This is a genomic window from Acidovorax sp. LjRoot118, assembly GCF_964253575.1.
Classification (GTDB): domain Bacteria; phylum Pseudomonadota; class Gammaproteobacteria; order Burkholderiales; family Burkholderiaceae_C; genus Acidovorax.
In genome coordinates this window covers 2,150,001-2,162,799 of record NZ_CAXURB020000001.1, presented here as the reverse complement: position 1 = coordinate 2,162,799, position 12,799 = coordinate 2,150,001, and the positions used below count along the sequence as shown (strand labels likewise).

Genomic DNA, 12,799 nt, shown 5'->3' with positions numbered 1-12,799 from the left:
CATGCCCCACCCACCCCAGATCAAGATCCCCGCCACCTATATGCGCGGCGGCACCAGCAAGGGCGTGTTCTTTCGCCTGCAAGACCTGCCTGCCGCAGCCCAGGCACCGGGCGCCGCACGCGATGCGCTGCTGCTGCGCGTGGCCGGCAGCCCCGACCCCTATGGCAAGCAGACCGACGGCATGGGCGGCGCCACATCGAGCACCAGCAAGGTAGTGATCCTCGCGCCCGCCACCCGGCCCGGCCACGACGTGGACTACCTCTTCGGCCAGGTGGCCATCGACTCGGCCTTCGTGGACTGGAGCGGCAACTGCGGCAACCTGTCGGCCGCCGTGGGGCCGTTCGCCATCGCCAACGGCCTGGTGGATGCCGCCCGCGTGCCGCACGATGGCATCGCCACGGTGCGCATCTGGCAGGCCAACATCGGCAAGACCATCGTCGCCCACGTGCCCATCACCGGCGGGGCCGTGCAGGAGACCGGCGATTTCGAGCTCGATGGCGTGGCGTTTCCCGCAGCCGAGGTGCAGCTCGAATTCAGGGACCCGGCGGCCGACGAGGACGGTGCCGGCGGCGCCATGTTCCCCACCGGCAACGTCGTAGACGAGCTCACCGTGCCGGGCGTGGGCACGCTGCGTGCCACCCTGATCAACGCGGGCATCCCCACCATCTTCGTCCATGCCGCCGACGTCGGCTGCACCGGCGCCGAGCTGCAGGATGCGATCAACAGCGACCCCGCCGCGCTTGCGCGCTTCGAGGCCATCCGCGCCCATGGCGCCGTGCGCATGGGGCTGATCGCCACGGTGGATGACGCCGCCCGGCGCCAGCACACGCCCAAGGTGGCCTTCGTCGCGCCGCCGGCCGGCTACACCGCATCGAGCGGCAAGGCCGTGGCCGCCGCCGATGTGGACCTGCTGGTGCGCGCCCTGTCCATGGGCAAACTGCACCACGCCATGATGGGCACGGCTGCTGTGGCCATCGCTACCGCCGCCGCCATCCCGGGCACGTTGGTGAATCGGGCCGCCGGTGGCGGGCCGCGCAGCGCCGTGCGCTTCGGCCACCCCTCGGGCACGCTGCGCGTGGGCGCCGAAGCCACCCGGCAATCCAACGGCGAATGGACGGTGACCAAGGCCCAAATGGGCCGCAGCGCCCGCGTGCTCATGAGCGGCTGGGTGCATGTGCCCGGCGACGCCTTCTGACGCGCTTCAAGAACCCTGTTCAAGATCTTTCGTTCATTCATCCATCCATGTCCACCCGCAAGACCCTCAAAGCCCTGGCCGAATCCCGGCGTGGCATCCTCGTTCCCGGCGCCTTCAACGCCCTGTCGGCCCGCGTGGTCGCCGACCTGGGCTTCGAAGCCCTCTACGTCACCGGCGCCGGGGTGACGAATATGTGGTTCGGCCTGCCGGACCAGGCCTTCATGGGCCTGACCGACATTGCCGACCACACGGCGCGCATCCGCGACGCAGTGGAGCTGCCGCTGATCGTGGACGCCGACACCGGCTTCGGCAACGCGCTCAACACCTACCACGCGGTGCGCACGCTGGAGCGCGCGGGCGCCGACTGCATCCAGCTCGAAGACCAGGTCAGCCCCAAGCGCTGCGGGCATTTCAACGGCAAGGAGGTGATCAGTACCGACGAGATGCTGGGCAAGATCCGTGCGGCCGTGGATGCCCGCCGCGACCCCGACACCCTCATCCTGGCCCGCACCGACGCCTGCGCCACCCAGGGCTTCGAAGCCGCCGTGGAGCGTGCCCAGCGCTTCGGCGAGGCAGGCGCCGATATTCTGTTCGTAGAGGCCGTGACCACGGCCGAGGAGATACGCGCCCTGCCCCGGCGCCTGGCCAGCAAGCCCCAGCTCATGAACATGGTGATCGGCGGCAAGACGCCTATCTTCAGCGCCGAGGAACTGGCCGACCTGGGCTATGGCATCGTGCTGTATGCCAATGCCGCGCTGCAGGGCGCGGTGGCCGGCATGCAGAAGGCGCTGACGGTGCTGCGCGACACGAAGCGCATCGACGAGGACCCGGCCCTGGTGGCGCCGTTTGCGGAGCGGCAGCGGCTGGTGAAGAAGAGCGAGTGGGATGCGCTGGAGCAGAAGTACCGGTGATCGGGGGGGAGACCGCAGACAGGCCTTAGGCCTGCACGTAAGCGTCCATGATCCGTTGTTCTGCAGGCTGCCTTGCAATGTGCAGGAGCACCGTTTGCGCCAACGGCACGGAATCAAAAAGCGCCAACTGCTTGCAGTAGGCAAAAACCTCGTCGAGCGTTTGATTTTCGTGCCAGGACGTCATGACGAATCGGTCTTCCGGAATATCCCCAAACTTGAATTCTTCCAGCAAGGTCCAGTCCACCACGTCATCCCACAGGTCGCAACGCTCGCCCCAGGTCAGCATGCAAAGGCAACCTGAACGCACGAGCCAGGAGCTTACAAGCGCCCGCCATGCGGGAGCCACATCCACCTCGGCAATCACCACCACCCGGCTTGGTAAGAAGTTGGAGACCAGCGGCAGTTGACCACCCGGTAAAAGGTGCAGGTAGTGCACTGGCGCGAGAGTCTTGGGCTCAACACCCATCATTTTCCGAGACCCATCGAAACACCGTCAAATGCGGCGAGGTTCTGAATTCGGGCATGGCATCTCCCAGATGCAAATGGTCATAGGCCGCGCCCATTCGGTCCATTTCATCTGCAGCCGACAGGAAGAATGCGGCGATATCGCGCAACTCCTGCGGGCTGGCCTCCAATGTCACCTCTGCCAATTCAGCGGACGCACCGACATCCTGCGGGCCTTCCTTTGGGTATCCGTGAAGCTTCATGGAAGCATGCTAAATCATTGCCCTTGCATCAACCCAATGAATCCGGCGCCAAGGCCGGCGAGCAGGCCTCCACGGCGGACTGCAGACATCCGAACCAATAGCCCTCCCGCTCGCTGCCCTGCAAACCATCCGCAAGGGCCTGGAGTGCGGGCAGCAGCAAGGGGCTTGCCAACTGCTCTGCCGCATCCAGCTGATAAACCCGGCATTCGGGCCCCAGTTGCGCCAAGAGGTGGTCGATCACCCTCAGGTCTTGCCGTGCCGCCAGGCCCACCAGGGCCTCACCCCGGACGTCCTCATCTTCATCACTCAGATTGCGCCACAGGACCTCGCGCAGGCCCGGCGTGTCGGCGTTCTGCAAGGTGCCAAGGCCGAAGGTGGCCCAATCGCGCACGTCCGAGTCCACGTCGGTTGCCAGCTGGATCAACGCGCCGATGGCGGCCGGATCCTGGTAGCAATCCAGCGATACGGCTACATTCCAACGCATTGCACTGTCGGCATGCCTCGCCAACACCACCAGGGTCTCCAGAGCATCTGGATGTGGTCGATGCCCGAGACCCGACACTGCGGCACAGACTACGCCGGAGTGCGAATCCATCAGGCCTGCCAGCAGCAGTGCCTGCCTGGCATCCAGGGCGTATTCCATCGCGCCGCCCGTGCCTGGACGCCTGCGCCGCTGCAACTGTGACGCGACATGCAAGCCCAGGGCCCGGCGCCTCCAGTTGCGGCTCGCACACAGTGATCGCACCAGGTCCAGAAGCGGTGGAGAAGCGCGCAACTGCATTTCGACGACGGCACTCCAGCCCCGGTCAGTGTCCCAGGCACGCAGTGCCCTGCGCACCAGTTGCTGCGGGGTCCGCTGCCGGCTCAGGTTCCGGGATGGCCTTTTCATGAACACGATGTTAGCCCCAGCGGCCGCCCCATCGCCCCGCTCGCGCGCGGCTACGCTTCCATGCGCTCCAGATTGCCGCCGATGCGCACCAGCATCGCGCCCAACTGCTCCACCTCCTGCGGCGTAAAGCCGGCCAGCGCCTCATCCACCTGCGCATCGAGCAGGGCCTTGCCCTGGGGCAGCTTGCGCCGGGCCGCAGGCGTCAGCGATACCAGCCGGCTGCGGCCGTCGGCCGGATCGGGCGTGCGCTGGACCAGGCCGTCGCGCTCCATGCGCGCCAGCAACTGGGCCATGCTGGGCTGCTCGACCTGGGCGATCTGCGCCAGCTCGGCCTGCGAGCGCGTTGCGCCGTCCTTGAGCGAGACGAGCACGGGCAACTGGCCCATGGCCAGGCCCAGGTCGCGCAGCCGGGCGTCACCCAGGCGCGTGAAGCCGCGCGCCACGTGGCCGATCATCTTCAGGGGATTCATCGTGACGGAGCTTGCTTGACTTTGCATAGGTGCCTATTTTAATATAAATAGGATCCTATTTAACTTGATTGGCGCACATGACCTATCCCCGCATTGCCATCATCGGCGCCGGCCCCGGTGGGCTCACGCTGGCCCGCACACTGCACCTGGCCGGCATGGCCAGCACCGTGTTCGAACGCGAAGCCGGGCCGCTGGTGCGCCCCCAGGGCGGCACGCTGGACCTGCACGAAGGCTCGGGCCTGCTGGCGCTGGAGCGCGCCCGGCTGCTGGAGCCGTTCCAGCGCATTGCGCGCTACGACGACCAGGGTTCGCGCCTGCTGGACCAGGCGGGCCAGGTGCTGTTCGACTCGGCCGACACCAGCAGCGGCAACCGGCCCGAGGTGGACCGCACCGCCTTGCGCGGCATGCTGCTCGATGCCCTGCCGGCCGGCTGCGTGCGCTGGGGCTGTGAACTGGTGGAGGTGGCAGATGCAGGCCAGGGCACCTGGACGCTGGTGCTGGCCGATGGGGAGGATGGCGAGGCCGGGCCCTTCGACCTGGTGGTCGGTGCGGACGGCGCATGGTCGCGCGTGCGGCCCCTGCTGTCGGCCTACCAGCCGCAGTACAGTGGGCTCACGTTCATCGAGTTCGGCATTGACGACATCGATGCCCGGCACCCGGCCCTCTCGCGCCTGGTGGGCCGCGGCAAGCTGCAGGTGTGCGGTGGCGGCAAGGAGATCATCGCCCAGCGCAACGGCAACGCCCATGTGCGTGGCTATGCCATCTTCAGGGTGCCGACCGACTGGGCGCACAAACGCTTCGACTTCGCATTGCCCGCAGCCGTGCGCGAGGGGTTGCTGGCCGAGTTTGCGGACCATGCCGAGGGCATCACCGACCTGTTTCGCGCCAGCAACGACCATTTCGTCGCCCGCCACATCCACGCCCTGCCCGTCGGCCACCGCTGGCAGCACCGCCAGGGCCTGACCCTGCTGGGCGACGCCGCCCACCTGATGTCGCCCTTTGGCGGCGAGGGGGTGAATGCGGCCATGCTGGACGCCAGCGACCTGGCCATGCGCCTGATCGAGCAGGTGGGCTGGGCCCGGGCGGTGAAGGACTACGAGCAGCACATGTTCGAGCGCGTGCTGCAGGCAGCCGCCGGCTCCGCCGAGGCCGCTGCCACCGAGCTGTCGCACGACAGCCTGGCCCTGACCCTTGGCCACATGCGCATGCACGAGGCGCAGGCCGCCTGAGACAGGCAGGATCAGGTGGGGGGTGGCGCCTGCACCGCCAGCATGTTCGCGTCTCGGGCCAGCAGCCAGCGGCCCCGTTCCTTGCGGAACAAGGTGAGCACCGGGCCCGAGCGCACGATGGGCGGCGCAGCACCGCCGGGTGGGGTGACGGTCACACTCAGTTGCGACCAGGTAAACGCCCAGTCGCCAGCCACCTGCACTTCCTGGATCTCGCTCGTGCCATCGATCCTGGGCCCGGCATCGCCGGCCTGCAGTTTGGCGGCGGCCTCGAAATCGGCCCTGGACATGGCTGGCCTGCCGGGCATGAGAAAGACCACGTCGTCAGTCATCAGGCCCATCACGGCCTCCACGTCACCGGCACGGGTCGCCACCATCCAGGTCTCGATCAGTGCCCGGATATGCGCTTCGTCTTCAGAGTACATGGTCGCTCCCGCAAAGGTGCCTGTCGGGCCGCCAACGTCCGCTACGCGTGGTCTCGCAGCAGTGCCATGGCCAGGCTGTCATGGTAGTCCCCATCCACGCGCACCGAACGGCGGCGAATGCCCTCCAGCTCGAAGCCCAGGCGTTCGTACAGGGCCTTGGCATTGGCGTTGTCGGCACGCACGCTCAGCTCGATGCGCGTCAGCCCCCGGGCCCAGGCACCGTCGATGGCGGCGCGCATCAGTTGCGCCCCAATGCCCCGGTGCCGCGCACCAGGAATGAGCCCTATGCCCAGGGTGCCGACATGCGCCCGCGTCTGCCCCGTGCCGGGCAGGACGTCGCACCAGCCCACGACCTGGCCGTCGGCCACGGCCACCACCTGGCACTGGTCGTTGGCGATGATGTGCTCATAAAAGGCGCGCGAGGACTCCCAGGGCGGCGCCTCGGTAAAGGCCAGAAAGCGCTTCTCGCGCGCGACCGAGTCGAGGGCGCGCCACAGGCCCTCGAAATGCGCTGGTGCCACCGGTTCGATGGACAGGTTCATCCCGCAGATCTCCAGTCAGCGGGGCCCATGCCCCGAGCCACCGCAGTCTACAGGCCTGCGGAGAACACCCATCCCGCACCCGGATCGACAGGCTGCACGGCAGCGCCAGCGCCTGCCGCATCCGCCCGGTGCTTGTCCATGATGCGGTGCAGGTTGCCCTCGATCCAGTCCACCAGCCCTTCGACCTGGCGTGCCACCTCGGTGCCCATGGGCGTCAGGCTGTATTCGACATGGGGCGGCACCACCGGGTGGGACACGCGCAGCACAAAACCATCGTGCTCCAGCCACTGCAGGGTCTGGGCGAGCATCTTCTCGCTCACGCCGCCTACCTTGCGGCGCAGATCGCTGAAGCGGTGTGTGCCCGCGAGCAGGGCCACCAGCACGAGCACGCCCCAGCGGCTGGTCACATGCTGAAGCACCGCGCGCGATGGGCAATCGGGCGCGAACAGCTGGCCGCGCTGCAGCCGCTCGGCAATTCCGTCCGGGGAGGCCGTTTCGGTGGGTGGTGGTGAAAGGTTTGCAGACATAGGGGTACTTACCTTTATGTGCGTACTTACAAAAAGTTAGCTTGACCGTTATTCTGCCTTCTCTGTCTTTTTCAACCAAGGTTTTTCACCATGATCGCCATCACCGGAGCCACCGGCCAGCTCGGCCGCCTTGTCATCCAGTCCCTGCGCAAGACCATCCCCGCCGCCCAGATCGTAGCGGCCGTGCGCAACCCCGAAAAAGCCCAGGACCTCGCTGCCCTGGGCGTGCAGGTGCGCAAGGCCGACTACGGGCAGCCCGACACGCTCGATACGGCCTTCCAGGGCGTGGACAAGCTGCTGCTGATCTCATCGAGCGAAGTGGGCCAGCGCACGGCGCAGCACAAGGCGGTGATCGACGCGGCAAAGCGTGCGAACGTGCAACTGCTGGCCTACACCAGCGTGCTGCGTGCCAACAGCTCGCTGCTGGGCCTGGCTGCGGAGCATGTGGAGACCGAAGCCATGCTGCGCGCCTCGGGCCTGCCCGTGGTGCTGCTGCGCAATGGCTGGTACACCGAAAACTACACGGCCAGCGTGCCGGCCGCCCTGGCCCATGGCGCCGTGCTGGGCAGCGCGGGCAACGGCCGCATCGCCTCGGCGGCGCGCGTGGACTATGCCGAAGCCGCAGCCGTGGTGCTGGCCACCGACGGCCAGGCCGGCCGCGTGTACGAGCTGGCGGGCGACAGTGCCTACACCCTGGCGGCCCTGGCTGCAGAGATCGCACGCCAGTCGGGCAAGACCGTGGTTTACAAGGACCTGCCCGAAGCCGACTACCAGGCCGCCCTGGTGCAGGTGGGCCTGCCGGCAGGCTTTGCCGCGCTGTTGGCCGATTCGGACGCGGCGGCGGCCAAGGGCGCCCTGTTCGACGATGGCCACCAGCTGAGCCAATTGATCGGCAGGGCCACGACGCCGCTGGCAACCACGGTGGCAGCGGTCTTGAAGGGCTGATGGCAAAGGGGTGAGGCGCCCGCAGGTGCCCTACTCCCACGGCCTCATGGGGCGGCTTCGATCAGGTCGGCAATGCGCGTGTAACCCAGTCGCTTGGCGTGCTGCGCGGCGCCCAGGCCTTCGCGGTCCACCAGGGCCGGGTTGGCACCCAGGGCCAGGAGTTTCTGGACCGTGGTGGTTTGGCCATTCATGGCGGCAAGCATAAGTGACGTTCTGCCAGCGCTGTCGCGCGCGTCGATGGGTGCCCCCTGGCGGATGAGGCTTTCCACCTGCAGCGCCTGGCCCGTGCGGGCCGCCTCCCGCAAGTCATCGGGCAACGGGGCGCCGTCCCCGCTGTCGGCACGGGGCGCGGCCGCAGCCAGGCTGTTGTCGGCCGCGCTGCTGTCCTGCCGCCTGAGGACCGCCTTAGGGACTGGCAGTGCCTGAACCGGTGCGGCGGAGCGGGAAGTTTCGGCTGCTGGGGCGGGTGCTGCAGCTGGAGGCGGCGGCACCGCCCCAGCAGCCGGGGCATCCTGCATGGCCAAACGCTCGCGTATTTCACCGCGTGGAGCGGGGGGCACCACTGGAGGCGCAGATCCAGCCACCGACGAGCGGTCGGCCGTGAGAGGCGGCGATGCGGGGAAGCCCGACACCGCGCCGGCCGCGCCCGCAGCCGTTGGGGAGTCGGCCTCCCGCATGGCGGGTGTGGGTGCCGTCTTGGCCAGTGGACCTGCCTGGCCCAGCGCTGGTGCAGCAGGTTTTTGCGCCGCGGACCTGGCCGATGGACTGGCGTCATCGCGGGCGCGGCCTTGCGGCACCGCGGGTGCGGCAGGGACTGCAGGGGCGGCCGAAGGCGCTTCTGCCGGCGCAGGCGCAGGGGGTGCGACAGCAGACGGCTGCGCGCGCGCAGGCGCTTCGGCACGGCGCTGGCCGTAGGCGATTTCCTGTTCTTCGGGCGTCCCGCGCTGGAACTGCAGCAGCAGCAAGCCGGTCAGGCCCACCACCGCCACGGTGGCCAGGGCCGTGATCTTCCATCGTGACTGGTTGGCGGCCTCCGGGCTGGGGGCGGCGGGTGCGATGGGCAACGGGGCTACCGCCAGCATCTGCGCATGCGCACGCACGGCAGCGCGGACATGGGCACCGGGGCGGGCATCCTCCTGTTCGCTGGCTTCGCGGTACCGCTGGGTCAGCTCGTCGTCCCGCGCGCTCATGGTGCAAACTCCTGTAGCTGTTGGCGAAGGCTGGCCCGCGCATAGCGCAGGCGGCTCTTAGCGGTTTCAAAACTGACGCCAGTGGCCTGTGCAATCTCGTGTACACCGAGGTCACCTTCGGCCTGCAGAAGAAAGGCCTGCCGCTGCTCGAACGGCAGCTGCTCCACCGCCGCGATCAGCGCCGCCGCCTGCTCGCGCGACTGCAATTGCCGAACCGGGCCGAACCCGGAGTCTGCCGCCAGGGTGTTCACCAGGCTGCGCTCGTCATCGTCGCTCGCGTCCAGGCTGGCGTGGTGCTTGGCGGTGCGCAGATGGTCCACCAGCCGGTTGTGCGCCAGGGTGAACAACCAGGTCCTGAATTTCGCCTTGACCTCATAACTGCCGGCATTGCGCGCCACGGCAAACCAGACGTCCTGCAGCAGGTCGTCGGCCACCGCATGGACCTTCACGCTGCGAAACACAAACCGCCATACCGCCAGCTCGTGCCGGCTGTAGAGCGTGTCGAACGCGCCCAGCTCACCCCCGGCATAGCGCAGCATCAGCGTCTCGTCGGTGTCGTCGGGTGATGGGAGGGGCGGCACCTGTGCATTATGCGGGGCCCTCATCCACCGGCGAAGTCTGAAAGACTTCGCCAGCGTCCATCACTTCGGGTCCGGCACATAGGACACGTTGTCCGACTGCGGAAACGCGCGGGGTACCGGTGGCCGCACCGGCTGCTCGCGGATCACGCCGCTGGCGACCAGGTTCTCGCGGCTGTCGTAGCGGATGCTGATGACTTCATTGGGCTGCTCCTGCAGCCGCGTGAAAGTGGTCTGCGTGACCACGGAGGTCTCGCGCTGGCCATGCGCCGTGCCCAGTTTGGGCGATGGTGCTGGCGCCGCCTTCGCCAGGCTGCCCGCCGACTGCGAGCGCGCGGACGACTCGGCTTCCGAGGCGGGGGCGGGAGCTGCGGCGGCGGGCGACGCCGGCTCCTCGCGCAGGCGCCCGAGGCTGTTGTCGCTGCTGCTGTCGCGGCGCTGGCCCAAGACCTCGGGTACCACGGGTCGCGCGGGCAAGGGCGGCTGCTCGCGAAACAGCGCCACGCCGATCACGCCCACGTTGGCCGGCCGGCCGGTGCGGCCGGCATAGGAGTTGCCTGCGCTGGAGAACTCGAAGGCGGCGATCTCGCTGCTGCTCTTGCGCCAGCCAGTGATCTGGTAACGCTCGTAGGGAGAGAACACATAACCGCGCTGGTCCCAGGCGGCGGTCTCGCCACTGAGCACATTCACGCCGTCCACCGAGGGCACGGCCAGCACCCGTTCGCCCACGCGGTTGTGCACCGTGACGGCGTAGCGCGCGCCAGGGCGGCCGGCCACCCAGTATTCGCCTTTGGCGTAATGCACCGGCAACGTGGCGCCGGTTTCGCGGTCGACGATGGTGATATCGGCCAGGCGGCCAATGGCCTGGGCCGGCAGGCTGGCCAGCGCCAGCAGTGCAGCCAGAGCGGGAAGAATGAATGAACCGGATTTCATGGCAGCTCCATCAAAGTGTTGGTGCTGAGTGAAACGAACGGCGGGGATGAACGGGGTTAAGCGCCACCCAAAAAAAATGAAAAATAGTGGGGCCAAGGCTTCCGGGCCAGGCGGCCCTCAGGAATCGGCCGGAAGGTCGAATGCATTTCAAACCCCCAAACGCAAAACCCCCCAGTCCTTTGGAGACTGAGGGGGTTTGGGGCTATAAGAGCCTGACGATGACCTACTTTCACACGGGAACCCGCACTATCATCGGCGCAAAGTCGTTTCACTGTCCTGTTCGGGATGGGAAGGAGTGGTACCAACTTGCTATGGTCATCAGGCATAACTTGGAGTCGACTTGCTCTTGGAGCAAGACAACGAATTCATAGAGTGGAATCAGATTTTATGTGTTTTGACTGCGTCAACTTGGCATAACAATCTTCGAAGCTTGCACACATCCATGAAGGAGCGTACACGGCTATCAAAGTTATAGGGTCAAGCCTCACGAGCAATTAGTATCAGTTAGCTTAACGCATTACTGCGCTTCCACACCTGACCTATCAACGTCCTGGTCTTGAACGACTCTTCAGGGGGCTCAAGGCCCCGGCAGATCTCATCTTGAAACGAGTTTCCCGCTTAGATGCTTTCAGCGGTTATCTCTTCCACACTTAGCTACTCGGCAATGCCACTGGCGTGACAACCGATACACCAGAGGTGTGTCCACTCCGGTCCTCTCGTACTAGGAGCAGGCTTCCTCAAATCTGCAGCGCCCACGGAAGATAGGGACCAAACTGTCTCACGACGTTTTAAACCCAGCTCACGTACCTCTTTAAATGGCGAACAGCCATACCCTTGGGACCGGCTACAGCCCCAGGATGAGATGAGCCGACATCGAGGTGCCAAACACCGCCGTCGATATGAACTCTTGGGCGGTATCAGCCTGTTATCCCCAGAGTACCTTTTATCCGTTGAGCGATGGCCCTTCCATACAGAACCACCGGATCACTATGTCCTGCTTTCGCATCTGCTCGACTTGTCAGTCTCGCAGTTAAGCACGCTTATGCCATTGCACTATCGTCACGATGTCCGACCGTAACTAGCGTACCTTCGAACTCCTCCGTTACGCTTTGGGAGGAGACCGCCCCAGTCAAACTGCCTACCATGCACTGTCCCCGATCCAGATAATGGACCTAGGTTAGAACCTCAAACACACCAGGGTGGTATTTCAACGTTGGCTCCATGACATCTAGCGACATCACTTCAAAGCCTCCCACCTATCCTACACAGATCTGTTCAAAGTCCAATACAAAGCTACAGTAAAGGTTCATGGGGTCTTTCCGTCTTTCCGCGGGGAGATTGCATCATCACAAACATTTCAACTTCGCTGAGTCTCAGGAGGAGACAGTGTGGCCATCGTTACGCCATTCGTGCAGGTCGGAACTTACCCGACAAGGAATTTCGCTACCTTAGGACCGTTATAGTTACGGCCGCCGTTTACTGGGACTTCAATCAAGAGCTTGCACCCCATCATTTAATCTTCCAGCACCGGGCAGGCGTCACACCCTATACGTCCACTTTCGTGTTTGCAGAGTGCTGTGTTTTTATTAAACAGTCGCAGCCACCGATTTTTTGCAACCCCGTTGGGCTCCCTCTGTTCGAGTTCACCTACTTGGGGCATACCTTCTCCCGAAGTTACGGTATCAATTTGCCGAGTTCCTTCTCCTGAGTTCTCTCAAGCGCCTTAGAATACTCATCTCGCGCACCAGTGTCGGTTTGCGGTACGGTCGTGTGTAGCTGAAGCTTAGTGGCTTTTCCTGGAAGCAGGGTATCACTCACTTCGTCTGCAAGCAGACTCGTTATCACCCCTCATCTAAGCCCGGCGGATTTGCCTACCAGGCACGACTACAGGCTTGAACCAACATATCCAACAGTTGGCTGAGCTAACCTTCTCCGTCCCCACATCGCACTACACATCGGTACAGGAATATTGACCTGTTTCCCATCAGCTACGCATCTCTGCCTCGCCTTAGGGGCCGACTCACTCTACGCCGATGAACGTTGCGTAGAAAACCTTGCGCTTACGGCGAGGGGGCTTTTCACCCCCTTTAACGCTACTCATGTCAGCATTCGCACTTCTGATACCTCCAGCATCCGTTACCAGACACCTTCACAGGCCTACAGAACGCTCTCCTACCACGTGCAATAAATTGCACATCCGCAGCTTCGGTAACTGGCTTAGCCCCGTTACATCTTCCGCGCAGGACGACTCGATCAGTGAG

Annotated in this window: 14 protein-coding genes and 2 rRNA genes (1 of these 16 running past the window's edge); 4 read left to right on the top strand and 12 right to left on the bottom strand. The window is 65.3% G+C overall.

What is annotated here, in order from left to right; all coding sequences use genetic code 11:
• The first annotated feature begins 1 nt into the window (after nt 1).
• A complete protein-coding gene (gene prpF, locus ACSQ9E_RS10090) occupies nt 2-1,195 on the top strand; it encodes a 2-methylaconitate cis-trans isomerase PrpF (RefSeq protein ID WP_436217644.1) in 1,194 nt (397 codons plus the stop codon).
• Between the two features lie 47 nt (nt 1,196-1,242).
• Nucleotides 1,243-2,106, top strand: coding sequence for an isocitrate lyase/PEP mutase family protein (locus tag ACSQ9E_RS10085; protein WP_436217643.1), 864 nt, complete (start codon nt 1,243-1,245; stop codon nt 2,104-2,106).
• Between the two features lie 25 nt (nt 2,107-2,131).
• Here the strand turns inward: ACSQ9E_RS10085 and ACSQ9E_RS10080 are convergent, their stop codons facing one another.
• The 4 genes from ACSQ9E_RS10080 to ACSQ9E_RS10065 are packed head-to-tail and all read right to left on the bottom strand — an operon-like array spanning nt 2,132 to nt 4,172.
• On the bottom strand, nt 2,132-2,542 hold the full coding sequence (locus ACSQ9E_RS10080) for a DUF7684 family protein (protein WP_436217642.1): 411 nt from the start codon (nt 2,540-2,542) through the stop codon (nt 2,132-2,134).
• 19 nt (nt 2,543-2,561) lie between these two features.
• The gene (locus ACSQ9E_RS10075; RefSeq protein WP_436217641.1) at nt 2,562-2,813 is read right to left on the bottom strand and encodes an Imm32 family immunity protein; all 252 of its coding nucleotides are present in this window, start codon (nt 2,811-2,813) and stop codon (nt 2,562-2,564) included.
• A 28-nt stretch (nt 2,814-2,841) separates the two neighbouring features.
• Nucleotides 2,842-3,702 (bottom strand): HEAT repeat domain-containing protein, encoded by an 861-nt coding sequence (locus ACSQ9E_RS10070; protein WP_436217640.1) that lies wholly within the window; start codon nt 3,700-3,702, stop codon nt 2,842-2,844.
• A gap of 50 nt (nt 3,703-3,752) precedes the next feature.
• The gene (locus ACSQ9E_RS10065; protein ID WP_157422020.1) at nt 3,753-4,172 is read right to left on the bottom strand and encodes a MarR family winged helix-turn-helix transcriptional regulator; all 420 of its coding nucleotides are present in this window, start codon (nt 4,170-4,172) and stop codon (nt 3,753-3,755) included.
• A 77-nt stretch (nt 4,173-4,249) separates the two neighbouring features.
• Between ACSQ9E_RS10065 and ACSQ9E_RS10060 the strand changes: the two genes are divergently transcribed.
• Nucleotides 4,250-5,401 carry an FAD-dependent oxidoreductase gene (locus tag ACSQ9E_RS10060; protein WP_436217639.1) on the top strand — a complete coding sequence of 384 codons (1,152 nt, stop codon included), beginning with the start codon at nt 4,250-4,252 and terminating at the stop codon, nt 5,399-5,401.
• 11 nt (nt 5,402-5,412) lie between these two features.
• Here the strand turns inward: ACSQ9E_RS10060 and ACSQ9E_RS10055 are convergent, their stop codons facing one another.
• The 3 genes from ACSQ9E_RS10055 to ACSQ9E_RS10045 are packed head-to-tail and all read right to left on the bottom strand — an operon-like array spanning nt 5,413 to nt 6,892.
• Nucleotides 5,413-5,823 (bottom strand): YybH family protein, encoded by a 411-nt coding sequence (locus ACSQ9E_RS10055; RefSeq protein ID WP_436217638.1) that lies wholly within the window; start codon nt 5,821-5,823, stop codon nt 5,413-5,415.
• A gap of 41 nt (nt 5,824-5,864) precedes the next feature.
• Nucleotides 5,865-6,365, bottom strand: coding sequence for an N-acetyltransferase family protein (locus ACSQ9E_RS10050; RefSeq protein WP_436217637.1), 501 nt, complete (start codon nt 6,363-6,365; stop codon nt 5,865-5,867).
• A 47-nt stretch (nt 6,366-6,412) separates the two neighbouring features.
• Entirely contained in the window at nt 6,413-6,892 is a 480-nt protein-coding gene (locus ACSQ9E_RS10045) for a winged helix-turn-helix transcriptional regulator (RefSeq protein ID WP_436217636.1), read from the bottom strand.
• Between the two features lie 90 nt (nt 6,893-6,982).
• On the opposite strand from ACSQ9E_RS10045, the gene ACSQ9E_RS10040 reads away from it, so the two are divergent.
• Nucleotides 6,983-7,837 carry an SDR family oxidoreductase gene (locus tag ACSQ9E_RS10040; RefSeq protein ID WP_436217635.1) on the top strand — a complete coding sequence of 285 codons (855 nt, stop codon included), beginning with the start codon at nt 6,983-6,985 and terminating at the stop codon, nt 7,835-7,837.
• A gap of 44 nt (nt 7,838-7,881) precedes the next feature.
• Here ACSQ9E_RS10040 and ACSQ9E_RS10035 read toward each other — a convergent pair whose 3' ends face one another.
• The 5 genes from ACSQ9E_RS10035 to ACSQ9E_RS10015 all read right to left on the bottom strand — a co-directional run.
• Nucleotides 7,882-9,027 carry an ankyrin repeat domain-containing protein gene (locus tag ACSQ9E_RS10035; protein WP_436217634.1) on the bottom strand — a complete coding sequence of 382 codons (1,146 nt, stop codon included), beginning with the start codon at nt 9,025-9,027 and terminating at the stop codon, nt 7,882-7,884.
• Nucleotides 9,024-9,632 (bottom strand): sigma-70 family RNA polymerase sigma factor, encoded by a 609-nt coding sequence (locus tag ACSQ9E_RS10030; protein ID WP_436217633.1) that lies wholly within the window; start codon nt 9,630-9,632, stop codon nt 9,024-9,026. The genes ACSQ9E_RS10035 and ACSQ9E_RS10030 overlap by 4 nt, the downstream gene beginning before the upstream one ends.
• Nucleotides 9,633-9,668: 36 nt before the next feature.
• Entirely contained in the window at nt 9,669-10,538 is an 870-nt protein-coding gene (locus ACSQ9E_RS10025; protein ID WP_436217632.1) for a hypothetical protein, read from the bottom strand.
• Nucleotides 10,539-10,748: 210 nt separating this feature from the next.
• Nucleotides 10,749-10,861 (bottom strand): 5S ribosomal RNA (rrf, locus tag ACSQ9E_RS10020).
• 150 nt (nt 10,862-11,011) lie between these two features.
• A 23S ribosomal RNA gene (locus ACSQ9E_RS10015) occupies nt 11,012-12,799 on the bottom strand (it continues 1,091 nt past the right edge of the window).

Coding starts and splice junctions, on each gene's coding strand:
- prpF (WP_436217644.1), top strand. CDS start 2: ATGCCCCACCCACCCCAGATCAAGATCCCCGCCACCTATATGCGCGGC.
- ACSQ9E_RS10085 (WP_436217643.1), top strand. CDS start 1,243: ATGTCCACCCGCAAGACCCTCAAAGCCCTGGCCGAATCCCGGCGTGGC.
- ACSQ9E_RS10075 (WP_436217641.1), bottom strand. CDS start 2,813: ATGAAGCTTCACGGATACCCAAAGGAAGGCCCGCAGGATGTCGGTGCG.
- ACSQ9E_RS10070 (WP_436217640.1), bottom strand. CDS start 3,702: ATGAAAAGGCCATCCCGGAACCTGAGCCGGCAGCGGACCCCGCAGCAA.
- ACSQ9E_RS10065 (WP_157422020.1), bottom strand. CDS start 4,172: ATGAATCCCCTGAAGATGATCGGCCACGTGGCGCGCGGCTTCACGCGC.
- ACSQ9E_RS10060 (WP_436217639.1), top strand. CDS start 4,250: ATGACCTATCCCCGCATTGCCATCATCGGCGCCGGCCCCGGTGGGCTC.
- ACSQ9E_RS10055 (WP_436217638.1), bottom strand. CDS start 5,823: ATGTACTCTGAAGACGAAGCGCATATCCGGGCACTGATCGAGACCTGG.
- ACSQ9E_RS10050 (WP_436217637.1), bottom strand. CDS start 6,365: ATGAACCTGTCCATCGAACCGGTGGCACCAGCGCATTTCGAGGGCCTG.
- ACSQ9E_RS10045 (WP_436217636.1), bottom strand. CDS start 6,892: ATGTCTGCAAACCTTTCACCACCACCCACCGAAACGGCCTCCCCGGAC.
- ACSQ9E_RS10040 (WP_436217635.1), top strand. CDS start 6,983: ATGATCGCCATCACCGGAGCCACCGGCCAGCTCGGCCGCCTTGTCATC.
- ACSQ9E_RS10035 (WP_436217634.1), bottom strand. CDS start 9,027: ATGAGCGCGCGGGACGACGAGCTGACCCAGCGGTACCGCGAAGCCAGC.
- ACSQ9E_RS10030 (WP_436217633.1), bottom strand. CDS start 9,632: ATGAGGGCCCCGCATAATGCACAGGTGCCGCCCCTCCCATCACCCGAC.
- ACSQ9E_RS10025 (WP_436217632.1), bottom strand. CDS start 10,538: ATGAAATCCGGTTCATTCATTCTTCCCGCTCTGGCTGCACTGCTGGCG.